This is a genomic window from Rubrimonas cliftonensis (genome assembly GCF_900107585.1).
Classification (GTDB): Bacteria; Pseudomonadota; Alphaproteobacteria; order Rhodobacterales; family Rhodobacteraceae; genus Rubrimonas; species Rubrimonas cliftonensis.
The window spans coordinates 480,354-500,652 of record NZ_FNQM01000001.1 but is presented as its reverse complement, the minus strand read 5'-3'; the positions used below and the strand labels follow the sequence as shown (position 1 = coordinate 500,652).

Annotated in this window: 24 protein-coding genes; 10 read left to right on the top strand and 14 right to left on the bottom strand. The window is 71.9% G+C overall.

The genetic code is table 11. The features are described from left to right. Nucleotides 1-34 precede the first annotated feature (34 nt). A complete protein-coding gene (locus BLW43_RS02340) occupies nt 35-922 on the top strand; it encodes a nickel/cobalt transporter (RefSeq protein ID WP_093247976.1) in 888 nt (295 codons plus the stop codon). 24 nt (nt 923-946) lie between these two features. Here BLW43_RS02340 and BLW43_RS02335 read toward each other — a convergent pair whose 3' ends face one another. Then, nucleotides 947-1,519 (bottom strand): glutathione peroxidase, encoded by a 573-nt coding sequence (locus tag BLW43_RS02335; RefSeq protein ID WP_245730882.1) that lies wholly within the window; start codon nt 1,517-1,519, stop codon nt 947-949. Between the two features lie 186 nt (nt 1,520-1,705). Between BLW43_RS02335 and BLW43_RS02330 the strand changes: the two genes are divergently transcribed. Further along, complete coding sequence (locus BLW43_RS02330) at nt 1,706-1,918, top strand: hypothetical protein (RefSeq protein WP_093247975.1); 213 nt, start codon at nt 1,706-1,708, stop codon at nt 1,916-1,918. 21 nt (nt 1,919-1,939) lie between these two features. Here the strand turns inward: BLW43_RS02330 and purB are convergent, their stop codons facing one another. Then, nucleotides 1,940-3,244 carry an adenylosuccinate lyase gene (gene purB, locus BLW43_RS02325; RefSeq protein ID WP_093247974.1) on the bottom strand — a complete coding sequence of 435 codons (1,305 nt, stop codon included), beginning with the start codon at nt 3,242-3,244 and terminating at the stop codon, nt 1,940-1,942. Between the two features lie 69 nt (nt 3,245-3,313). On the opposite strand from purB, the gene BLW43_RS02320 reads away from it, so the two are divergent. Continuing rightward, entirely contained in the window at nt 3,314-3,730 is a 417-nt protein-coding gene (locus tag BLW43_RS02320) for a DUF6314 family protein (protein ID WP_093247972.1), read from the top strand. A gap of 108 nt (nt 3,731-3,838) precedes the next feature. Next, nucleotides 3,839-4,423 carry a biotin transporter BioY gene (locus BLW43_RS02315; RefSeq protein ID WP_093247970.1) on the top strand — a complete coding sequence of 195 codons (585 nt, stop codon included), beginning with the start codon at nt 3,839-3,841 and terminating at the stop codon, nt 4,421-4,423. A gap of 36 nt (nt 4,424-4,459) precedes the next feature. Here BLW43_RS02315 and BLW43_RS02310 read toward each other — a convergent pair whose 3' ends face one another. The 8 genes from BLW43_RS02310 to BLW43_RS02275 form a co-directional block, all read right to left on the bottom strand. After that, nucleotides 4,460-5,815, bottom strand: a complete 1,356-nt coding sequence (locus BLW43_RS02310) for an MATE family efflux transporter (protein ID WP_093247969.1) — start codon at nt 5,813-5,815, stop codon at nt 4,460-4,462. A gap of 80 nt (nt 5,816-5,895) precedes the next feature. Beyond that, nucleotides 5,896-7,482, bottom strand: coding sequence for a TRAP transporter large permease (locus BLW43_RS02305; RefSeq protein WP_175478717.1), 1,587 nt, complete (start codon nt 7,480-7,482; stop codon nt 5,896-5,898). 10 nt (nt 7,483-7,492) lie between these two features. Beyond that, nucleotides 7,493-8,047, bottom strand: a complete 555-nt coding sequence (locus tag BLW43_RS02300; RefSeq protein ID WP_245730881.1) for a TRAP transporter small permease subunit — start codon at nt 8,045-8,047, stop codon at nt 7,493-7,495. 95 nt (nt 8,048-8,142) lie between these two features. Continuing rightward, nucleotides 8,143-9,231, bottom strand: a complete 1,089-nt coding sequence (locus BLW43_RS02295) for a TRAP transporter substrate-binding protein (protein ID WP_093247968.1) — start codon at nt 9,229-9,231, stop codon at nt 8,143-8,145. Nucleotides 9,232-9,479: 248 nt separating this feature from the next. After that, a complete protein-coding gene (locus BLW43_RS02290) occupies nt 9,480-10,268 on the bottom strand; it encodes an arginyltransferase (RefSeq protein ID WP_093247959.1) in 789 nt (262 codons plus the stop codon). A gap of 90 nt (nt 10,269-10,358) precedes the next feature. After that, on the bottom strand, nt 10,359-10,829 hold the full coding sequence (locus tag BLW43_RS02285; RefSeq protein WP_093247953.1) for an RDD family protein: 471 nt from the start codon (nt 10,827-10,829) through the stop codon (nt 10,359-10,361). Nucleotides 10,830-10,874: 45 nt separating this feature from the next. Then, complete coding sequence (gene ppk2, locus BLW43_RS02280) at nt 10,875-11,759, bottom strand: polyphosphate kinase 2 (protein ID WP_093248184.1); 885 nt, start codon at nt 11,757-11,759, stop codon at nt 10,875-10,877. A 25-nt stretch (nt 11,760-11,784) separates the two neighbouring features. Continuing rightward, a complete protein-coding gene (locus BLW43_RS02275; protein WP_093247945.1) occupies nt 11,785-12,579 on the bottom strand; it encodes an alpha/beta fold hydrolase in 795 nt (264 codons plus the stop codon). 86 nt (nt 12,580-12,665) lie between these two features. On the opposite strand from BLW43_RS02275, the gene BLW43_RS02270 reads away from it, so the two are divergent. From BLW43_RS02270 to BLW43_RS02255, 4 genes are all read left to right on the top strand, one after another. Continuing rightward, nucleotides 12,666-13,853: a lipid A deacylase LpxR family protein gene (locus BLW43_RS02270; RefSeq protein ID WP_093247937.1), complete on the top strand. Its 1,188-nt coding sequence runs from the start codon at nt 12,666-12,668 to the stop codon at nt 13,851-13,853. Nucleotides 13,854-13,975: 122 nt separating this feature from the next. Then, nucleotides 13,976-15,226 carry a PQQ-dependent sugar dehydrogenase gene (locus BLW43_RS02265; protein ID WP_093247934.1) on the top strand — a complete coding sequence of 417 codons (1,251 nt, stop codon included), beginning with the start codon at nt 13,976-13,978 and terminating at the stop codon, nt 15,224-15,226. Between the two features lie 69 nt (nt 15,227-15,295). Continuing rightward, nucleotides 15,296-15,607: a c-type cytochrome gene (locus BLW43_RS02260; protein ID WP_093247932.1), complete on the top strand. Its 312-nt coding sequence runs from the start codon at nt 15,296-15,298 to the stop codon at nt 15,605-15,607. A gap of 7 nt (nt 15,608-15,614) precedes the next feature. Continuing rightward, nucleotides 15,615-16,160 carry a pyroglutamyl-peptidase I family protein gene (locus BLW43_RS02255; protein WP_093247929.1) on the top strand — a complete coding sequence of 182 codons (546 nt, stop codon included), beginning with the start codon at nt 15,615-15,617 and terminating at the stop codon, nt 16,158-16,160. Here the strand turns inward: BLW43_RS02255 and BLW43_RS02250 are convergent. Both BLW43_RS02250 and BLW43_RS02245 read right to left on the bottom strand, forming a co-directional pair. Next, entirely contained in the window at nt 16,126-16,407 is a 282-nt protein-coding gene (locus BLW43_RS02250) for a sll1863 family stress response protein (protein WP_093247927.1), read from the bottom strand. The two genes, BLW43_RS02255 and BLW43_RS02250, sit on opposite strands and share 35 nt — an antisense overlap. Nucleotides 16,408-16,500: 93 nt before the next feature. Beyond that, nucleotides 16,501-17,085: a hypothetical protein gene (locus BLW43_RS02245; protein WP_093247925.1), complete on the bottom strand. Its 585-nt coding sequence runs from the start codon at nt 17,083-17,085 to the stop codon at nt 16,501-16,503. A 123-nt stretch (nt 17,086-17,208) separates the two neighbouring features. Here BLW43_RS02245 and BLW43_RS02240 point away from each other — a divergent pair, with 123 nt between their 5' ends. Together BLW43_RS02240 and BLW43_RS02235 are read left to right on the top strand one after the other, a co-directional pair. Further along, nucleotides 17,209-17,739, top strand: coding sequence for a hypothetical protein (locus BLW43_RS02240; protein WP_093247923.1), 531 nt, complete (start codon nt 17,209-17,211; stop codon nt 17,737-17,739). Continuing rightward, entirely contained in the window at nt 17,736-18,518 is a 783-nt protein-coding gene (locus tag BLW43_RS02235; protein WP_093247922.1) for a TSUP family transporter, read from the top strand. The genes BLW43_RS02240 and BLW43_RS02235 overlap by 4 nt, the downstream gene beginning before the upstream one ends. On the opposite strand, the gene BLW43_RS02230 is transcribed toward BLW43_RS02235, so the two are convergent. Together BLW43_RS02230 and BLW43_RS02225 are read right to left on the bottom strand one after the other, a co-directional pair. Next, the gene (locus BLW43_RS02230; protein ID WP_139283956.1) at nt 18,502-18,918 is read right to left on the bottom strand and encodes a hypothetical protein; all 417 of its coding nucleotides are present in this window, start codon (nt 18,916-18,918) and stop codon (nt 18,502-18,504) included. The genes BLW43_RS02235 and BLW43_RS02230 overlap by 17 nt on opposite strands. A gap of 44 nt (nt 18,919-18,962) precedes the next feature. Beyond that, nucleotides 18,963-20,261 carry a multidrug effflux MFS transporter gene (locus tag BLW43_RS02225; RefSeq protein WP_093247918.1) on the bottom strand — a complete coding sequence of 433 codons (1,299 nt, stop codon included), beginning with the start codon at nt 20,259-20,261 and terminating at the stop codon, nt 18,963-18,965. Between the last annotated feature and the right edge of the window lie 38 nt (nt 20,262-20,299).

The following is a 20,299-nucleotide window of genomic DNA, read 5'->3' as shown; positions in this document are numbered from 1 at the left end:
GCCGCGCCGGGAGTCCGGCCGTGAGCCTTTCGCCATGAGCAGCTGGTCCGTCGGGGGCAGGCGCCTCGTTCTGGCGGCGCTCGTCGCGGTCGCCGCGGCGGCGTTCGCGATCTGGCGGCTCGACGGTTTCGCGATGCTGGGGCAGGAGGCGGTCGCCGTGCAGCGGGCGCTGCAGAACTGGCTCGCGCGCGGCGTGGCGGGCGTGCGCGGCGGCGAGCCCTTCGCGCTGGCGACGCTGATGGGGGCGGCGGCGCTCTATGGTCTCGCCCATGCGGCGGGGCCGGGGCACGGCAAGGCGCTGATGGCGGCCGCCGCGGCGGGAACGCGCGCCGGAGCGGGGCGGCTGGCGCTGATCGCCGTGCTGGGCTCGCTGGCGCAGGGGCTGACGGCGGTGCTCGTCGTCTATGGCGGGTTGTGGCTGGTCGGCGGCGCCAGGGCGCTGGCGATCACCCGAAGCGACGCGGCCTTCGCCCCGGCAGGCCACGCCATGCTGGCGCTGCTCGGGCTCTGGCTGCTCTGGCGGGGCGGGCGCGCGCTGCTGCGGCCGGCGGCGTCGCATGGCTGCGGCGCGGGCTGCGGGCACGATCACGGGCCGGACCCGGCGCTGGCGCGCGACGCGGACTGGCGCATGGCGCTGGGCCTGATCCTCGCCACGGCCGCGCGGCCCTGCGGCGGCGCGATGCTGACGCTGGCGCTGGCCTGGGGCGCCGGGGCCCCCGTGGCGGGCGTCCTCGCGACGCTCGCGATGGCGGCCGGAACGGCGGTCGTGACGTCCGGCGCCGCTGCGGCCGCGGCGGGCGCGCGGCAGGCCGCCGCCTTCGCCGCAGGGCCGGGCTTCGCTCGCGCGGCGGGGCTCGCGCAGGCCTTGGTCGGCGTGCTTGCCGCCGCCCTCGGCGCCGCGGGGCTCGCCGCGACGCTGTGACCGCCCTGCTCGGCGGCCTCGGGCTCAGCCGGCGGGAAGCAGCGCCTCGATGGCCGAGGTGATCTCCGGCGAGGCGGGGCCGACCCCGGAGCCGAACGCGGCCGAGACGCGGCCCTCGCCGTTGATCAGGTACTTGTGGAAGTTCCAGCGCGGCGCGTTCCGCTCGCCGAAGCTGCGCGCGGCCCAGGCGAAGAACGGATGGCGGTCCGTTCCCCTCACCTTGGTGATGTCGGCCATCGGGAAGTCGATGCCGTAGTTGACCTGGCAGAAATCCTTCACCGCGCCGGCGTCGTCGTATTCCTGATTGAAGTCCTGAGACGGCACGCCGACGACGACGAGGCCGCGCTCGCGATAGGTCTCCCACAGCGCCTGAAGACCCTCATACTGCGGCGTGAAGGCGCAGAATGAGGCCGTGTTCACGACGAGGATCGGCCGCCCCTGGTAATCCGCCAGCCGCAGTGGCCCGCCGTCGATGTTGGCGAAGGCGAAGTCGTGGGCCGTGGCGTCCGCGGCCCGCGCCGGCCGCGGCGAGGCGAGCGCTGACAGCGCGGCGGCTGCGGCGAGGCCTGCGGCCATGAGGAAGGCGCGTCGAAACATCGTTCATCTCCCTGCGCGCGTCATGCGCGCTCGTCGGACTCGCGCACGTCATGCGCGTCGCGCCGGCGAACAAATGGTCGCGCGCGGCGCGGCGGCAAGGCCGGGCGGGCGCCTTGCTCTGGATCAAGGCGCCCGCCTGCCGGGCCGCGCTATCGGTGCGGCGTCGCTCGATCAATGGAGGATGTCATGTTCAAGATCGCCGCCGTGCTCTACGGCATCGTCGCGCCCGTGATGATGGGGGTCTTCTTCACGGTCACGCTGTTCGTCGAGCAGCTCTACAACGGTCCGGCCATGATCGTCGCGGCGCTTCTCGGCGCCGTCGCGGCGGCGCCGGTCAGCTGGCTGGTGGCGCGCTCCATCGTCGGGCGTCCGCGCGGCGCGGGAACCCGCTCCGCCTGAGCCGACGCGTGCCGGCGGGGCTCAGGCCTCGCCGAACACCCGCGCGAAGATCGCGTCCACCTGCCGGGTGTGGCGGGCGAGGTCGAAGATCGCGTCCAGCGTCGCGCCGTCGAGCGCGGCCGTGATCTCGGCGTCGGCCTTCAGTTCGGTGAGGAAGTCGGCACCCTGCTCCCACACCTTCATGGCGTTGCGCTGGACGAGGCGATAGCTGTCCTCCCGGCTCAGCCCCGCCTGGGTCAGCGCCAGCAGCACGCCCTGCGAGTGAACAAGACCGCGGAACTTGTTGAGATTCCTCTCCATGGCCTCGGGATAGACGACGAGCTTCGCGATCACGCCGGTCAGCCGCGCCAGCGCGAAATCGAGCGTGATGGTGGCGTCGGGGCCGATGGCGCGCTCAACCGAGGAATGGCTGATGTCGCGCTCGTGCCAGAGCGCGACGTTCTCCATCGCCGGCATGGCGTAGCCGCGCACGAGCCGCGCCAGCCCGGTGAGGTTCTCCGTCAGCACCGGGTTGCGCTTGTGCGGCATCGCGGAGGAGCCCTTCTGGCCCGGCGAGAAGTATTCCTCCGCCTCCAGAACCTCGGTGCGCTGGAGGTGGCGGACCTCGGTCGCCAGCCGCTCCACCGAACTTGCGATCACCGCGAGGCAGGCGAAGAAGGCGGCGTGGCGGTCGCGCGGGATCACCTGGGTGGAGATCGGCTCGATCGCGAGGCCGAGTCGCGCAGCGACATGGGCCTCCACTGCGGGGTCGATGCTGGCGAAGGTGCCGACGGCGCCGGAAATGGCGCAGGTCGCCACTTCCGCGCGGGCCGCGACCAGCCGGGCGCGGGCGCGGGCGAACTCCGCGTAGGCCTGCGCCATCTTCAGCCCGAAGGTGGTGGGTTCCGCGTGGATGCCGTGGCTGCGCCCGATGCAGACGGTGTTCCTGTGCTCCAGCGCGCGGGCCTTGAGGGCCGCGAGCAGCGCGTCCAGATCGGCGAGCAGGATGTCGGCGGCGCGGGTGAGCTGGACGTTCAGGCAGGTGTCGAGCACGTCCGACGAGGTCAGCCCCTGATGGACGTAGCGCGCCATGGGCCCGACATGCTCGGCGAGATGGGTCAGGAAGGCGATCACGTCGTGCTTCACCTCCGCCTCGATGGCGTCGATGCGGGCGACGTCGAATGCGACGTCCTTCGCCGTCCACACCGCCTCGGCGGCCTCCTGCGGGATGACGCCGAGCGCGGCCTGGGCGTCGCAGGCGTGCGCCTCGATCTCGAACCAGATGCGGAACTTGGTCTCGGGCGACCAGATCGCGACCATCTCGGGGCGGGAATAGCGGGGGACCATGGGGCGGGGCCTTTCTCGCACACGCGCCGCGCCGTTGCGGCGGCGACGGCGGCGGGGTAGCACCCGGCCATGGGGCTGACAACTCAAGCGCGGTTCGGCGGCGTCTGGCAGACGCGGCGCGAGATCACCGACTACGCTGGCGGCCCCTCGGGCCGGTTCCAGGGGCTCGCCCGGATCACGGGCGTCGGCGAGGACATGCGCTACGCCGAGCAGGGCCGTCTGACGCTGGGGCAGGCGAGCATGACGGCGGCGCGCGTCTATCTGTGGAAGCCCGAGGGGGCGACGCAGGTGGCGGTGTTCTTCGAGGACGGCGCGCCGTTCCACCGCTTCGACTGGGGCCGTGCCGAATGCGAGAGCGAGCACCTGTGCGGCGAGGACCATTACGCCGTGCGCTACAGCTTCGCCGCGGAGAGCTGGCACGCCCATTGGCGCGTGAAGGGCCCGAAGAAGGACTACGCCGCGACGACGCGCTACATCCGCGCCTGAGACTTGCGCGCCCGAGCGCGCGGGCGTTCTCGCCCGTTCGGGTCGCTTGCGGGTCGCCGCGCCGCCGCATAGGCTCGCCTCGGCAATTCCCGAGGGAGACGAACGGCGATGTCGAGGGTTCTGAGCGAGGCTGTGGCGCCGGCGGAAGGCGCCGCGCTCTGGGCGAAGCGCGTGGCGCTGGTGGCGCTGGGCGTGGCGGCGATGGCGGTCGCGGCGAAGATCAAGGTCCCGATGTGGCCGGTGCCGATCACGATGCAGAGCTTCGTGGTGCTGTCGATCGGCGCGGCCTACGGCTTCCGCCTCGGCGGCGTCACGATGCTGGCCTATCTGCTGGTCGGCGCGGTCGGCTTCGACGTCTTCACCGGCTCCTCCGCCGCCGAGAACGGGCTGGCCTACATGATGGGCGGGACCGGCGGCTACCTGCTCGGCTTCGTGCTCGCGGCGGGCTTCCTTGGCTGGTGCGCCCGCAGGGGGTGGGACCGCTCCTGGCTGAACGTCTCGCTGGCGATGCTGGCTGGCAACGCGCTGATCTTCGCGCCGGGCGTGATGTGGCTCGGCGTTCTCTACGGCTGGGACAAGCCGATCCTCGACTGGGGGCTGTGGCCGTTCATGCCGGGCATGGTGCTCAAGACCGCGCTCGCCGCGATGGTGTTCCCGCTGGCCTGGCGCGCCGTGGGCGAGGCTCGCGGCTGATCCGCCGTCGAGGGCGGGGCCACCACGGCCCCGCCTTCAGCGCCGCAGCATCTGCGCCATGCGCGCGATGAGCAGGGCGGCGGCGGTGGCGAGACCGAGCGCCAGCCCCAGCCAGACGCCCACGCCCTCCAGCCCGGCCGGAAAGGCGAGCAGCCACGCCGCCGGGAAGCCCACAACCCAGTAGCCGGCGATGGCGATCAGCATCGGCGCGCGCGTGTCGCCCAGGCCGCGCAGGGAGGCCGCCGCGCTGACCTGTGCGCCGTCGACGAGCTGGAACAGCGCCGCGACGCCGAGATAGCCGACCGCGAGCCCGAAGGCCGCCGCGGCCTCGTCGCGCGCCAGGAACAGCCCGATCAGCGCCTGCGGGGCGAGCAGGAAAAGCGCCGCCACGCCCGCCATGAAACCGCAGGTCAGCGTCAGGGAGAGCCACGCCGCCCGCGCCACGGCGCCGGCGTCGCGCTCTCCCGCCGCCAGACCCACCCGCACGGTCGTCGCATGGCTGAAGCCGAGCGGCGCCATGAAGGAGATCGAGGCGATCTGCACGGCGGCGGCGTGGGCGGCCAGCGCCTCCGGCCCGATCCAGCCGATCAGCATCGCGGCGCCGGCGAACATGCCCGTCTCCGCCGTCATCATCAGCCCTATGGGCGTTCCAAGGCGGAAGATTGCGCGGAACTTCGCCCAGTCCGCGCGATGGAAGCGGGCGAACAGCGCATAGCGGCGGTGGCGGCGCGCGGCATGGACCGCCACGACGCCGAATATCGCCGCATGGGTCAGCAGCGTGGAGACGCCGGCGCCGGCGAGCTCCAGCCGAGGAAAACCGAAGCTGCCGAAGATCAGCAGGTAGTTGCCGAGCGCGTTGACCGCGACGCCGACCAGCGTCGCCCACAGGACGACCCGAGTCTCGCCATGGGCCGCGAGAAACCCGCGCAGCGCGGGAAACGCGATCATCGGCAGGAAGGCGAAGGCGGCGACGCGCAGATACGCGCCTGACCCGGCGGCGACCGCCGCATCCTGCCCCAGCGCCAGCAGGATCGGCTCCCCGAAGGTCAGCAGCGGCGTGCAGACGAGCGCCAGCGCGATGGCGGCCCAGAGGCCCTGGCGCACGGCGCGGCGGGCGTCTCGCCGCCGACGCGCGCCGATGGCCGCCGCGACCAGAGGCGCCGAGGCCGTGACGACGCCCATCCCGAGCATGACGAACGGGTGCAGCAGCGACGTCGCCAGCGCGCCCGAGGCCAGCGGCGTCGGGCCGAGCCACGCGATCATGATCATGTCGGTGGTCTGGATCGCCATCGTCGCGAGCTGGGCGGCGATCAGCGGACCGCCCATCGCCAGCAGCGCCGCGGCTTCGCGCCGCCATGGGCCAGGCGCCGTCAGGGCTGCGGCGTCAGTCATCTCGATGGGCTCCGGGCGGCGGCGAAGGGTGGCCGCGTCCGGGGTGATAGCGCCGCGCCAGCCGCAGCGCCACCCGCGGCTCAGCCGAACACGACGCCCGGCAGCCAGGTGGCCAGCGCCGGAAAGGCGGCGAGGATGCCGAGCCCGATGAGCTGGATGATCACGAAGGGGATCACGCCGCGGTAGATGTCCATCGTGGTCACCTCCGGCGGCGCGACGCCGCGCAGGTAGAACAGCGCGAAGCCGAAGGGCGGCGTGAGGAACGAGGTCTGCAGGTTCACCGCGATCATGATGGCGACCCAGATCGGGTCGAGCCCGAGCATGAACAGCGTGGGCGACATGATCGGCACCACGACGAAGATGATCTCGAGGAAATCAAGGAAGAAGCCGAGCACGAACATCACCGCCATCACGGCGAACATCGCGCCGAAGGCCCCGCCAGGCACGGCGGAGAGGATCTCGTGCACCGTCTCCTCACCGCCGAGGCCGCGGAAGGTGAGGTTGAAGAGCTGCGCGCCGATCAGGATGACGAAGACCATGCAGGTCACCTTGGTGGTCGCCTCCATCACGTTGGTGAGGATGCCTGAGCGGAAGATGCGCACGAGGCTGACGACCACCCCCCAGGCCACCACCGCCAGCAGCGCGCCGGCGAGCCACATGCCGATGAGGTCGTTCGGCTCGATCACCGTCCGCGTGAGGCGCAGGTCGAAGAACAGCGTGACGACGAACACCGCGATGACGCCGATGACGGCGAGATACTGCGGCCATGGGCTTGCGCCCGCCTGCTTCTCGCCGGCCAGCAGGATCGCGCCGATGGCGCCGACCGCCGCCGCCTCGGTGGGCGTGGCGATGCCGTAGAGGATCGAGCCGAGCACGGCGAAGATCAGCAGGATCGGCGGCAGCAGCACCCGACCGACTTCCGCCCATGTGACCTTCTCGGTCATCGCCATCGCCGGAGAGGATTTCGGGCTGAAGATGGCGAGGCCGATCTGGTAGATCATGTAGAGCGCCACCAGCAGCAGCCCCGGCAGCAGCGCGCCGACGAAGAGATCGCCGACCGAGACCGGGTCCGGCGCCCAGTCGCCCACGGCGCGGCGGGCCTCGATGTATTCGTTGGAGATCGTGTCTCCGAGGATCACCAGCACGATGGAGGGCGGGATGATCTGCCCCAGCGTGCCGGCCGCGGCGATGGAGCCGCAGGCGAGCCCCTTGTCGTAGTTGTTGCGCAGCATCGACGGCAGCGAGATCATGCCCATCGTCACCACGGTCGCGCCGACGATGCCGGTGGAGGCCGCCAGCAGCATGCCCACGAAAGTGACCGAGAGGCCAAGGCCGCCGCGCAGCGTGCCGAACAGCCGCCCCATCGTCTCCAGCAGTTCGCCGGCGACGCGGCTCCGCTCCAGCATCACGCCCATGAAGATGAACAGCGGCACGGCGACGAGAACCTCGTTCGTCTCGTCCATCAGGCCAAAGATGCGGTTGTAGTAGGGCCGCAGGAAGCCGATGTCGCCGCCGGCGAAGAAACCTTCCTGAAAATACGCGCCGATGAAGGCGAAGAACAGCCCGACGCCGGCCAGCGTGAAGGCGACCGGAAAGCCGCGCAGCAGCAGCGCCACGGCGACGGCGAACATCAGAAGTTCTAGGTGATGGACGATGAACTCGATCATGGCGCGGCCCTCAATCCAGCGATTCTTCGGCGCGGTAGGGGTCGACCACGTCCTCGTCCATCAGTCTCAGGGCGGCCTTGAGCGCGGTGGAGACCGCCTGAAGCGCGAGCAGCGCCGCCAGCAGGAGAACCGTGCTCTTGAGAAGATACTTGAATGGGATGCCGGAAGTTTCGGTGGAACCTTCGAAGTTTCGCCATGAGAGTGCGACGTTCGGCCATGCGGACCAGGCGATCAGCCAGCAGACTGGCAGCAGGAAGAGCAGCGATCCCACCAGGTCCGTCCAGTCCTGACTGCGCTGGCTGGCGGTGCGGTAGAAGATGTCCACCCGCACATGGCCATTGTGCAGGAAGGTGTAGCCCGCCGCCGACATGATCAGCGCGCCATGCAGGTAGACGATCGACTCCTGCCACCAGAGCGAGGAGAGAAACAGCAGGTCGTTGGCCGAGAACACGTAGCGCGCGACCACCAGCGCGAACTGGATCAACACCATGGCCAGCGTGAACCACGCGACGAAGCGCCCGATCCTGTCATTGAGTCCGTCGATCGCCTTGTAGACCGCGTGCACCGCGAAATTCCTCCCCTGAGGCTCCGGGTTGGCCCGGATGCCGAAAGCCGTCGCGGCCGGAGCCGCGGCGGCGCATCGTGGTCAGAATGTCGGCTTCAGAGGTCGAGCGCCTTGGCGCGGGCCATGGTGTAGGCCTCCTCGGAGACCTGCGTCACCGGGGCGACGAGCTTGCGGAACGCCGCGTAGCTCTCGTAGATCCGCCTGCCGATGTCGTCGTCCTCGGCGGTCGCGGCGACCACGTTCTCGGACGCGTCGGCGATCTGCTTGAACACGTCGTCGGGGAACTGGTGCAGCGTCACGCCGTGCTCGTTGATCAGACGGTCGAGCGCGGGGCCGTTGTTGGCGGTGTACTCGGCCATCATGACGTCGTTCTCGGCGGTGCAGCAGGCTCCGATCAACGCCTGGTCCGCCGCGTCGAGGCCCTCCCACCAGCCGAGGTTCATGCCGACCGCAAGGCCCGAGCCCGGCTCGTGGAAGCCCGGATACATGTAGTTCTTCAGGATGTTCTGGAAGCCGAATGCCATGTCGTTGTAGGGGCCGACCCACTCCGTCGCGTCGATCGTGCCGGCCTGGAGGGCCGGGAAGATCTCGCCGCCGGGCAGCGCGACGGCGTTGGCGCCGATCTGGCGCAGCACCTCGCCGCCGAGGCCGGGCATGCGCATCTTCAGCCCCTTCATGTCGTCGAGCGACATGATCGGGTTGCGGAACCAGCCGCCGTACTGGACGCCCGTGTTGCCCGCGAGGAAGCCCTTGACGCCAAAGTTGCGGCCAAGCTCATCCCAGAGTTCCTGTCCGCCGCCGTAGTGGACCCAGCCCTGCAGCTCCTGCGCCGTGAAGCCCATCGGCACCGCGGTGAAGAAGTTGTAGCCTTTGTGCTTGCCCTGCCAGTAGTAGTCGGCGCCGTGATACATCTCGGCGGCGCCGGTGGCGACGGCGTCGAAGCACTCGAAGGCGGGGACCAGTTCGCCGGCTGCGAACAGCTTGACCTCGATGCGACCGCCCGAGACGGCGGTGATCCGGTCGGCGACGCGCTGCGCGCCGGTGCCGAGGCCGGGGAAGTTGCGCGGCCATGTGGTGACCATGCGGACCACCTGCTTGTCCTGCGCGAGGACGGCCGGCGCCGCGAGCGCCCCGCTGGCGGCGGCGCCGACGGCGCCCGCCTTCAGGAATGAACGACGATCCATCAAGTTTCCTCCCCGGTGGCATCGGCTTCTCCGTGAGCCGAATCGCGAGCTGACGCTAGCCGCGGTGACTGACCGGTTCAATTCGCGTGTCGCAGGGTGCGGACGCTGCGATACCTGGTGAGCACGGGCCTGCGAGCGGTGCATGTCGCGCCCGACCGCCGCCGCCGCACTCGGGCGTCCAGCTCACGGGGCCGCGATCCGGCGTCCGGGCCACGTGGCCGGCGCATAAGCCCGGGCTTACTCAAGTCTCAGAGCGCGTCGAAGGGAGCCGGGCCGCGCGGGGCGGCCGCCGCGGCCTCGGCGGCGTCGCGCATCAGCCGCCAGCGGCCGCGGACATACACCTCGAACGGGCGGAAGGCGGCCTTGTAGTCCATCTTCGGCGAGCCTGGCACCCAATAGCCAAGATAGACATAGGGCAGACCCGCCTCGCGCGCGATCTCCAGATGATCGAGGATCATGAAGGCGCCGAGCGAGCGGCGCGACTCCTGCGGCTCGAAGAAGCTGTAGACCATCGACAGCCCGTCCGCCGTGAGGTCGGTGAGGCAGGCGCCGCGCAGGGAGCGGCCGCGCGGGGCGGCGGGGTCGTGATACTCCACGACGCGCGAGCGCACCGGCGTCTCCTCGATCATGGCGGCGAATTCGGAGGCGTCCATCTCGGCCATGCCGCCGTCGCAGTGGCGCGCGTCGAGATAGCGGCGGAAGAGGCCGTACTGCTCCTCGGTCGCCCATGGCGCGCAGGCGCGGCGCGAGAGATCTGCGTTGCGCGAGACGATGCGGCGCTGGCTGCGCGTCGCCTGGAAACCCTCGACGGGTATCCGCGTGGAAAGGCAGGCCGAGCAGGTGGGGCAGGAGGGTCGGTACGCGACGCTCTGGCTGCGGCGGAAACCGCGCAGGGACAGCTCGTCGTTGACGGTCACGGCGTCGCGCCCGCGCAGGGTCGTGAAAACCTTGCGCTCTTCCCGGCCGGGCAGGTAAGGACAGGGCTGCGTGGCCGTCAGGAAGAACTGCGCGGTGATCTTCTTGTTGATGTGGCTCATGGCGCCTCCGTCCGGGCTGCGCCCTTCCAGCGCACAACCCATGCAGGAACACTAGACGCGAATTTTCACCGCGTCACGCGGGATGAGCGGTCAGCCCGCCTGCATGTCCGCGGCTGAGTCGGCCGGCGCGTTGATGACGGCGCCGCCGATTGCGAGATCGTGCAGTCCGCGCCCGTCGGGCCGCAGCGCCATCAGCGCTAGGCTGATCATCTGCGGCGCGACGAGGTGGAAGCAGAGCAGGAACACCCCGGTGTGGATCGCCGCCTCCGCGTCGCTCAGCCGCTCGCCGCTCCATCCGCGCGCCTCGATCCCGAACAGCGCCATGCCCGGCGTCGCCGACCAGCGCGCCAGCGTGAGGAAGCGGTAGAGAAAGCTGACCGTGAGCGCGATCGGGAGGCCGAGCGCGAGGCCGACGCCGAGCGTCGCCACGCCGAAGGCGAGCACGGCGAAGGCGGCCGCGGCGGTCACGAGCATGGCGTCCACCAGGAGGGCCGCCACGCGACGGCCCCGCACGCCGTCGTAGAACCGCGCGTCGCGGTGTGGGTGAGGAAGTCCGACCATGGCGCGCAGATGGCCTCGCGCCGTCGCCGGCGCAAGGCCGGGCCGTCATTCCTGCGCCAGCGGCATCCGGTCGGGCGGGCCGCTCAGCGCGGGGTCGGGGGCGCCGACCGCCTTCAGGTCGCGCCCTTCGTAGTCGATCCGGTTCAGCGCGACGCGCATCGCCTCGATGCGGGCGCGGCGCTTGTCGTCGGCGCGCAGCACCGTCCACGGCGCCAGCGCGGTGTGGCTGCGCGCGAGCGTCTCCCCGATGGCGGCGGAGTACGCGTCCCATTTCTCCAGCGACGCGACGTCGATGGGCGAGAGCTTCCAGCGCCGCAGCGGGTCTCTCGCGCGGTCGAGAAACCGGCGCATCTGCTCGGCGCGGCCGATGGTGAGCCAGAGCTTCACGAGGATGATCCCGTCCTCGACGAGCATCGCCTCGAAGCCGGGAACCTGCCTGAAGAAGCGCTCGCGCTCGGCCGGCCCGCAGAAGCCGAAGACATGCTCGACGACGCCGCGGTTGTACCAGGAGCGGTCGAAGAAGGCGATCTCGCCGGGGCCGGGCAGGTGGGCGGCGTAGCGCTGGAAGTACCACTGGCCCGCCTCGGCGTCGCTCGGCTTCGGCAGCGCGACGATGCGGGCGCCGCGCGGGTTGAGGTTGCGCGAGAAGCGCCGGATCGCCCCGCCCTTGCCGGCGGCGTCGCGCCCCTCGAAGAGGATGGCGACGCGGGCGCCGGCGCGCCGCGCCCAGGCCTGCATCTTGACGATCTCGATCTGCAGGGCTTCGTTGGCCTCGCGGTAGGGCTTGCCCTTCAGCGCGGCGTCATAGGGATAGCCCTCCGACAGCGCATGGTCCTTGCCGGCCGCCTCCACCGCCTTGCGGACGCCAGCCGGCGCCTCGTTGCGGAAATAGCCCTCGATGGCGGCGCAGAGCGCGGTTTCTTCCTTCATCGCGCGATGCTGCGCGATGGGCGGCTCAACCGTCAAGAAACCGCTCGACGGCGGCGAGGAAGGGGCCGGGCTGGTCGGCGTGCAGCCAGTGGCCGGCGTCCGCCAGCGTCTCGACGCGCGCGGCGGGAAACAGCGCCTCGACCGCCGGCAGCGCTGCCCCGTCGACATAGTCCGACCGCGCGCCGCGCAGGAACAGCGCGTCGCCGAAGTAGAGCGCGCCGTCCGGCAGGTCCGACAGTTCCTCGGGCCAGCCGACGAGCGACGCGTGGCCGGCGCGCAGCGCGGCGATGTTCGGCCGCCAGCGCGCGCCTTCGGGCGTCAGCGCGAGGTTCTGCAGCACGAAGCTCCGCAGGCCGGCGTCGGGAACCTTTGCGGCGAGCTGGGCGTCTGCATCGGAGCGGCGCGTGACGACGGAGAGATCCAGCTCCGCCATCGCCTCGAGGGTGTCAGTGTGCGAATGCGTGTAGGCGACCGGCGCGATGTCGGCGACGATGAGACGCGAGATCGTCTCGGGCCGGGTGAGCGCCAGCGCCATGGCCGCCTTGCCGCCCATCGAATGCCCCAGCACGTCGGCCCGGCCGCCGCATTCCTCCTCGACGACGCGCGCGAGGTCTTCGGCCATGGCCGGATAGCCGACGTCGTCGCTCCATCCGCTGCGGCCATGGTTGCGCATGTCCACCGCCACCACTCTGCGCGACCGCGCCATGCGCCTGGCCAGCGCGCCCCAGTTGCGCGCGGCGCCGAGCAGCCCGTGCGCCACCAGAAGCGCCGTCCCGCCGCCGCCTTCGTCGTCGCCGAAAACGTCCCGCTCAAGCCGCATGGACCGCCCCCCGTCTTGCAACGTCGCCCGCAAGCGACCATTCAACGCCCAGCGGCGCGCGTCGCCATCCGGAGCGAGACCCCCTCATGGCCAGAACCGAAACGCGCGTAAAGCGCAGCCTCGTCCTGGGGGCTGCGGCGTTCGCCTGCGCCGCCCCGGTCGTCGCTCCAGCCGCCGCCCCGATCGCCGCCCCAGTGGCCGACGCCGTGGCGGCGCAGGCGCCGCCGGCCGGGCCGGCGCCTTCCGGCGCCGCGGCCGTCTCCATCGCCGTCGCGGGCGAGGGGCGGGCGCCGATCGCCCCCGAGGTCGAGGTTGAGGCCGGGGCCGGAGCCGCGGAGACCGCCGCTTCCTTCGATGCCGGCGGCTTCTACAGCGTCACCTTCGAGAACGACCTCTTTGGCGGCGACGACCGCGACTACACCAACGGGCTGCGGCTTTCGTACACGTCGCGCCGCAACGAGCTGCCGCTCTGGGGCCGGTATGTGCGCGACCGCCTCGGCTGGCTGACGCGGGCGCAGGACTGGTATGTGGCCTACGCCCTCGGCCAGAACATCTACACGCCGACCGACATCGGCGATCCCTCGCCCCCCGCCGACGAGCGCCCCTATGCGGGGTTTCTCTACCTTTCGGCGGCGCTCATCGCCGACCGCGGCGACAGGCTCGACACGCTGGCGCTGGACGTCGGCATGGTCGGGCCGGCGTCGCTGGCGGAGCAGGCCCAGAAGTTCGTCCACTCCGTCGGCCCCTTCGAGGATCCGCTCGGCTGGGATGCGCAGCTCGGCGACGAGCCGGCGTTCCGCCTGCTGTATGAACAGAAGCGGCGCGCGGCGGTGTCTCTCGACCTCGGCCTGCTCAACCTCGAAGCCGATGTGCTTCCCCATGTCTCCGTCGCGGTCGGAACGGTCGACACCTCCGCCGCGACAGGGGTTACGGTGCGGCTGGGGCAGGATCTCGGGCGGGACTACGGCCCGCCGCGCATCCGCCCCGCGGTTTCCGGCCCGGCGTTCTTCAGCCCGGAGGCCGGCTTCGGCTGGAGCCTGTTCGCCAGCGCCGAGGCGCGCCTCGTGGGGCGCAACCTCTTTCTGGAGGGCAACACGTTCCGCGACGGGCCGCGCGTCGACGCAAAGCGCCTCGTGGGCGATTTCTCGGTTGGCGCGAGCCTGCGCTTCAGGGCGGCCGAACTCACCTACACGCAGGTTCTGAGGACGCGGGAATACGAGGGGCAGGACGACCCGGCGCTGTTCGGCTCGCTCAATCTGAGCGTGCGCTTCTAAAAGCGCGCCTCTCCGCTTGCACGTCACGCGCGATCCGTTAACGTCCGGCATGTCGCTGCGTAAGGTGCCGAACACAACGGCGCCGGCGTGGCGGGGGAAACGGCCACACGGGGAGAAACTCCATGAAACTGAACGGAATTCTGCTTGCGAGCATCGCGCTCGCCGGCTTTGGCGGCGCGGCGCACGCGCAGCTTGAGAAGCTGTCGGCATTCCAGAAGACCGGCGGCGCCGACTTCACCTACATCGAGCAGGGCGGGTCGAAGGCCGAGGCGATCCGCCGGACGCTGGAGCGCATCACGCTGCCCGAGGGCTTCAGCATCGACCTCTACGCCATCGTGCCCGACGCGCGCCACATCGCGACCGGCCCGCAGGGCATCGTGACCTTCGTCGGCACCCGCAAGAACAAGGTCTGGGCCGTCACCGACCGCGACAAGGACCGCATCGCCGACGAGGTCAAGGACTTCGCCCCGACGCTGCCCTTCGACATTCCCAACGGCGTGTGCTTCTCGCCCGACGGCTTCCTCTACACCGCCGAGCGCAACCGCGTGCTGGTGTTCCCGGCGGCGGAGTTCTTCTACGAGAGCAACGACGTCGCGGCGTTCAACGTGATCGCGGAAGGCGAGCTCATCCCCGCCGAGGAGGAGAGCTTCAACCACACCGCCCGCGTCTGCGACATCGGCCCGGACGGCAAGCTCTACATCTCGCTCGGCCAACCCTACAACGTGGCGCCGAAGGAGAAGCTGGACCTCTACCGCGAGACCGGCATCGGCGGCATCATCCGCGTCAACACCGACGGCACGGGCCGTGAGGTCTACACCTACGGCGTGCGCAACTCGGTGGGCCAGGACTTCCACCCCGCGACCGGCGAGCTGTGGTGGACCGACAACCAGGTCGACGGCATGGGCGACGACATCCCCCCGGGCGAGCTGAACCGCCAGACCGAGATGGGCCAGCACTTCGGCCATCCGTGGTATGGCGGCGGCTCGGTGCGCACCAACGAGTACAAGGGCGAGGAAGTCCCCGTCGACGTCGTGATGCCGGTCGTCGAGACCGTCGCCCACGCCGCCGATCTCGGGATGGCGTTCTACACCGGCCGGATGTTCCCCGAGAAGTATCGCAACGCGATCTTCTCGGCCCAGCATGGCTCGTGGAACCGCACCGACCCGGTCGGCGCGCGCGTCATGGTGTCCTTCATCGCCGAGGACGGCTCGGTGACGATGGAGCCGTTCGCGGAGGGCTGGCTCGACGCGGAGACCGGCGAGTATCTCGGCCGCCCGGTGGACGTTGGAATGCTGCGCGACGGCTCGATCCTGGTGTCGGACGACCTCGCCGGCGCGCTCTACCGCATCTCCTACGCCGCGCCCGCGCAGTAATCGCGCCGGGACCGGCGGCGGCCCCGGCGCTTCGCCGGGGCCGCGTCGCGTTCGAGGGAGCCCAACGACATGCTTCGACTGACCCTGACCGCCGCGCTGCTCGCCTGGGCGGCGCCCGGGCTCGCCGAGGGCGACGCGGAGGCGGGCTACAAGCTCGCCCGGATGTGCTCGGCGTGCCATGGCCGCGACGGCGCCGCCGTCCGCGCCAACACGCCCAGCATCGCGGGCCTCGACGCCGAGTACATCTCCGAGCAGCTGATGGAGTATCGCTCCGGCGGGCGGGTCCACCCCGAGATGAACATCGTGGCCGGCGGGCTGAAGGACGATCAGATCAGCGATCTTGCGGCCTGGTTCGCCGCGCAGGAGATCCCCGCGCAGTGAGCCGGCGTTGACGGCGCTCGTCACCGGCTTCGGGCCGTTCGGGCGCTGGAGCGTCAATTCGAGCGGGGAGGCCGTCGCGGCGCTGGGCGCCGCCCGTCCCGGCCTCGCGGTCGCGACGCTGCCGGTGGACCATGACGCCGCGCCGCGCGCCCTGTTCGACGCGGTCGCGCGGGTCCGCCCGGAGGTTCTGCTGCTCACGGGCCTCGCCGACGAGCCGCGGCTGCGTCTGGAGATGCGGGCGCGCCGCCCCGAGGCCTGGCGCGACGCGCCGGACGACGCGGCCCGGATGCTGCACGGTCTCTGGCCATGGGCCGCGGCGCTCGACGCGATGCGCGCGACCGGCGCGCCCGCGCGGCTTTCCGACGACCCCGGCCGCTATGTCTGCGAGACGACCTACTGGGCGGCGCTCGCGACGGGCTGCGCGCCGCTCGTCGCCTTCCTCCACACGCCGCCGCTCGGGGCGGGGTGGGACGCGGCGCGCGTCGCCGCCGCGATGGGCGCCTGCCTCGACGCCGCGCTCAGCGCGACATCGCGCGGTCGGCGGCCTTGCTGATTTCGCTCCAGGCGGCCTTGAACCCCTTGCGCATCTCCTCCGCCCCGGCCCAGGCGGCGTCGTTGAACGCCTGCATTTCCTCTTCGGCCGCGTCGCGCGCCCGCTGCATCTCGTCGAGGCGCTCGGCGTAGTCCCGCCGCGCCTGCGCCGACGCGCTCTCCATCCGTTCCTCGAACTTCGCGATGCGGGCGTTGTAGTCGTCGATCAGGCTCTTGAGCTGCGCCGCATATCTGTCGTGATCCGTCATGCAAAACCTCCGTTGAACACGTCACGGAGCCGTCACCATGCCAGAAAACCGCCGCTCGCTCAAACGACGGCCCGCGAACGGGCCGCCGCACCGTCAGAAGCCGGCCAGGGCGTCGAGATCGATCGCCTCGAAATAGGCGGTCTTTTCATCGGTTTCCGCGCCGCCGTCGATCTGGACGAGGATGCGGTTGTCGATCAGCGCCATGACGTCGCCGCCATGGGAGACGAGATAGCGCTGGCGGCCCGCGCGACGCACCTCGCCCTGCGTCGCCATGATGGCGGGATTGCCGAGCAGCGCCGCCATCCCGGCGATCATCGGCCCATCGGCGGCGAGCATGACCTGCACTTCGTCCGACCCGCGGCGATAGTTCGCCGAGGCGGTGAGCCCGCCGCCCATGAAGGCGGCGGCGGCCTGCGCCTCCTGCGAGACCTCCCGCGTCCAGCCGTCGCGGGCGGGAGGGAGAAACGCGGCGAGGCCCTCGGCCTTGGCGGCGGCGAGCAGCGTCGCAGCGTAATCGATCTCCTCGCGCGCGAGCGCCACGTCGCCGGCGCGGTATGCGGCAAGGCCGGCCTCCATGGCGTCCTCGATCTCGTCGGCCGCCGCCGGCGCGACGTGCAGCGACGCGGCGACCGCCGCCGCAGCAAACGCCAAGATCAGCTTGCCTTCCCTTGCGCCCATCGCACCATCCTCCATGATCCGGTCGAAAGAGGGCGACGGTTCGCCCCGGCGCCGGTCGCGCGGACAGTGCCAATCGGCGGCCGCGCAGGGCGATGCGACAGAAAGCGCAGGGGAGCACGGCGCATGATGCCAGCGCAGGAAGCGGCGAGACTGACGCAGGACGCCGCGCGCGACTCGCGGACGCTCGCGGTGGCGCGCGACGTGGCGCTCGACGTCGTCGGCCGCTGGGGCGGGGGCCGCATGGGTCGCTGGCGCTGGCTGGCGCTCGGCCCGCTGACCGCGATCCTCGCGGCGGCGGCGGCGCAGGACGTCGCCGCGGCGGGCGGCCCCTTCGACACCGGCGGCCGCATCGCGACCGCCATCGTCGCAGCGGCGCTGTTTCTCAACGTCGCTGCCAAGCGGCTGCGCGACATGCGCCTCGGCGGCTGGGGCGCCGCGCTTGCGCTGCACGGGGCGCTCGCCGCGTTGACGCTGGTCGGGCAGCTCCACGGCGCGGCGGCGGTCGCCTATGGGCTGGCGATGTTCCTCGTTCCCGGCGAGAGCGCCCGGGCGGCGTATCGGCTGACGTCGGGCGGCCGCCCCAGGCCCCCGGACGGGCGGTCCGGAGCAGCGCCCCGGCTGCGTCGCGACGACGCGCGGGGCGGGCTGGAGTGACCGGCGGCGGGCTCGCCGGCGCCCTGTCCAGTCTTGACATCGCCCCGCTGGCCTGGGGGGCGTGCTCCCTTGCGGTGACGGCCGGCGTGCTGACGCAGCGCGCCACCGGCGGCGCCTTCGGCATGGTCGTGGCGCCGCTGGTGGCGCTGATCGCGCCCCAGTTCATGCCGGCGGGCGTTCTGCTCGTCGGCTTTCCCGTGACGCTGCTCTCCACGCCGCGCGACCTCTCGGCGATCTCGGGCGGCGAGCTTGCCCCTGCGGTCGCGGGCCGGGCGGCGGGCGCGCTTGTCGCCGCCGCCGTGGTGGCGCTTGCGCCCGACCCGCAGGCGGTGGCGGTGATGGTGGCGCTCGCCGTGCTGGTCGGCGTCGCACTCAGCGTATCGGGACTGCGCATCGCGATCTCGCGCGCGTCGCTGGCGGCGGCCGGGGCGCTCTCGGGGCTCACCGGCACGCTGACCTCGGTGGGAGCGCCGCCGATGGCGCTGCTCTACCAGCACGCGGCGGGGGCGGCGCAGGCGCGGGCGCGGGCGACGCTCAACGCCTTCTTCTCGATCGGCATCGCGCTGTCGCTCGGCGCGCTGCTGTGGCGCGGCCAGGTCGCGGTTTCGGACCTCGCCTTCGCGCTGAGCATGGCGCCCGCGGCGCTGCTGGGCTTCGCGCTGGCGCGGCCGGCGATGCGTCTGCTCGCGGGGCGCTCGGTGCGGCCCCTCATCCTGTCGCTGGCTGCGCTCGCGTCGGGGATGATCCTGACGCGCGCGCTGCTCAGCGGCAGCGTCTGAGGTCGCTGCGGGCGCGGCGCAGGTCGCTCTCGGCGCGGCTTGCGTCGCGCTCGGCGGCGCGCAGCCGGGTTTCGAGCGAACGCCGGTCGCGCTCGGCCGACGCCTCGCCCTGCTCGGCCCGCCGCGCGTCGGCCTCGGCGCGCGTCAGATCCCGCCGACAGCTCGCAGCGTCGTTGGCTGCGGCGCTCTCTCTCAGGGCCAGCGTGCCGACCCGGGCCCTGGCGGTGCGGGCGTCGGCCTCGGCGCGGACGAGCGCGCGCTCGAGCGTCTCGATGCGCCGCAGCGCCTCCTCCAGCGTGGCCGGGGGCGCGGTCTCTGCGGCGGGCGTGGCCGGCTGCGGCCCGGGCTGTTCCTGCGCCGCGGCGACGCTCGCGAGGGCGGCGGCGAGAAGGGTGCTCATGATGCGCTTCATGGGCGAGGAGATGGCGCGCGCCGCGCCGCGCGTCACTCCGCCGGAGCGCGGCCAGACGTCGCGACGCCGCCGCCGCGACCGAACATGCCGCCCTCGGTCAACAGGATGACGGCGGCCGCGCCGGCCCCGCAGAACAGGTAGCCGAGCGCCAGCGGCAGCACCGTGCCGTCATAGGCCTGCCCGATGCCGTAGCCGACCGAGGCGCCGATGAGCGTCGTCACCCCGCCGATCATCGAGGAGGCGAGGCCGGCGACCGCGCCCTGCGGCTCCATCGCCAGCGCGTTGAAGTTCGAGAAGACCATGCCGACGAGCATCATCGCCCCGCAGATCAGCCCCATGAAGGCCCATACCGGCGGCTGACCCGTCAGCGCGAGGCCCGCCAGCACCGCGCTCAGCGCCGCGAAGGCGAGCACGGCCCCGTGCGAGAGCAGGCGCATCCCGAACCGCTCGACGAGGCGGGAGTTGAGGAAGGCCGAGGCCGCCATCGCCAGCGCCACGCCCGCGAACGCGATCGGGAACCACGGCCCCAACCCGTAGAGCTCGGCCATGATCTGCTGCGCCGAGCCGATGAAGCCGAACAGCGCGCCGAAGAACACCCCCGACGCCAGCGCGTAGCCGACCGTCTGCCGCGAGCGCAGCACCGAGCCGACGCCGCGCGCGAGCGCGCTCGGCCGCAGGGTGCGGCGGCGCTCCGGCGGCAGCGTCTCGGGCAGGCGGAGGCCGGCGTATAGCAGCACCAGGGCGGCGTAGAGCGCCAGCACCGCGAAGATGATGCGCCACGGCCCCAGGAGCAGGATGACCTGACCGAGCGTCGGCGCGATCACCGGCGCCGCCATGAAGGTCATCATCGCCAGCGACGTGACGCGGGCCATCGCGCGGCCGGCGTAGCAGTCGCGGATGACGGCGGTGACGATGACCCGCGGCGCCGCGGCGCCGAGCCCCTGCGCCGCGCGCGCGGCGAGCAGCAGGTCGAAGTCCGGCGCTAGCGCGCACAGTCCGGCGCCGGCGGCGTACATCACCAGCCCAACGAGCAGCACCGTCCGGCGGCCGAAGCGGTCGCTCAGCGGACCGGCCAGGAACTGCCCGAAGCCGAAGCCGAGCAGATAGGCGGTGATGACGGCCTGACGCTCGTTCGGCGCGTCGACGCCGAGCTCATGGGCGATGTGCGGCAGGCCGGGCAGCATGATGTCGATCGCCAGCGCGTTCATCGCCATCAGCGCGGCGCACAGCGCGACGAACGCGCCGGGGCCGAGCGGCGCGTGGCTCGCCAGCCCGGGCGCGACCGCCCCGGTGGCGGCGGTCCGGTCCACGGGGGAGGTGTGGAGCGCCATGGGCGTCCTCTTGCATTTGCGAGACGTGGCGGAAGCTA

What these genes read in the sequence shown, in the direction of transcription:
- BLW43_RS02340 (WP_093247976.1), top strand. Translation starts at nt 35, where the DNA reads ATGAGCAGCTGGTCCGTCGGGGGCAGGCGCCTCGTTCTGGCGGCGCTC.
- BLW43_RS02335 (WP_245730882.1), bottom strand. Translation starts at nt 1,519, where the DNA reads ATGTTTCGACGCGCCTTCCTCATGGCCGCAGGCCTCGCCGCAGCCGCC.
- BLW43_RS02330 (WP_093247975.1), top strand. Translation starts at nt 1,706, where the DNA reads ATGTTCAAGATCGCCGCCGTGCTCTACGGCATCGTCGCGCCCGTGATG.
- purB (WP_093247974.1), bottom strand. Translation starts at nt 3,244, where the DNA reads ATGGTCCCCCGCTATTCCCGCCCCGAGATGGTCGCGATCTGGTCGCCC.
- BLW43_RS02320 (WP_093247972.1), top strand. Translation starts at nt 3,314, where the DNA reads ATGGGGCTGACAACTCAAGCGCGGTTCGGCGGCGTCTGGCAGACGCGG.
- BLW43_RS02315 (WP_093247970.1), top strand. Translation starts at nt 3,839, where the DNA reads ATGTCGAGGGTTCTGAGCGAGGCTGTGGCGCCGGCGGAAGGCGCCGCG.
- BLW43_RS02310 (WP_093247969.1), bottom strand. Translation starts at nt 5,815, where the DNA reads ATGACTGACGCCGCAGCCCTGACGGCGCCTGGCCCATGGCGGCGCGAA.
- BLW43_RS02305 (WP_175478717.1), bottom strand. Translation starts at nt 7,482, where the DNA reads ATGATCGAGTTCATCGTCCATCACCTAGAACTTCTGATGTTCGCCGTC.
- BLW43_RS02295 (WP_093247968.1), bottom strand. Translation starts at nt 9,231, where the DNA reads ATGGATCGTCGTTCATTCCTGAAGGCGGGCGCCGTCGGCGCCGCCGCC.
- BLW43_RS02290 (WP_093247959.1), bottom strand. Translation starts at nt 10,268, where the DNA reads ATGAGCCACATCAACAAGAAGATCACCGCGCAGTTCTTCCTGACGGCC.
- BLW43_RS02285 (WP_093247953.1), bottom strand. Translation starts at nt 10,829, where the DNA reads ATGGTCGGACTTCCTCACCCACACCGCGACGCGCGGTTCTACGACGGC.
- ppk2 (WP_093248184.1), bottom strand. Translation starts at nt 11,759, where the DNA reads ATGAAGGAAGAAACCGCGCTCTGCGCCGCCATCGAGGGCTATTTCCGC.
- BLW43_RS02275 (WP_093247945.1), bottom strand. Translation starts at nt 12,579, where the DNA reads ATGCGGCTTGAGCGGGACGTTTTCGGCGACGACGAAGGCGGCGGCGGG.
- BLW43_RS02270 (WP_093247937.1), top strand. Translation starts at nt 12,666, where the DNA reads ATGGCCAGAACCGAAACGCGCGTAAAGCGCAGCCTCGTCCTGGGGGCT.
- BLW43_RS02265 (WP_093247934.1), top strand. Translation starts at nt 13,976, where the DNA reads ATGAAACTGAACGGAATTCTGCTTGCGAGCATCGCGCTCGCCGGCTTT.
- BLW43_RS02260 (WP_093247932.1), top strand. Translation starts at nt 15,296, where the DNA reads ATGCTTCGACTGACCCTGACCGCCGCGCTGCTCGCCTGGGCGGCGCCC.
- BLW43_RS02250 (WP_093247927.1), bottom strand. Translation starts at nt 16,407, where the DNA reads ATGACGGATCACGACAGATATGCGGCGCAGCTCAAGAGCCTGATCGAC.
- BLW43_RS02245 (WP_093247925.1), bottom strand. Translation starts at nt 17,085, where the DNA reads ATGGGCGCAAGGGAAGGCAAGCTGATCTTGGCGTTTGCTGCGGCGGCG.
- BLW43_RS02240 (WP_093247923.1), top strand. Translation starts at nt 17,209, where the DNA reads ATGATGCCAGCGCAGGAAGCGGCGAGACTGACGCAGGACGCCGCGCGC.
- BLW43_RS02230 (WP_139283956.1), bottom strand. Translation starts at nt 18,918, where the DNA reads ATGAGCACCCTTCTCGCCGCCGCCCTCGCGAGCGTCGCCGCGGCGCAG.
- BLW43_RS02225 (WP_093247918.1), bottom strand. Translation starts at nt 20,261, where the DNA reads ATGGCGCTCCACACCTCCCCCGTGGACCGGACCGCCGCCACCGGGGCG.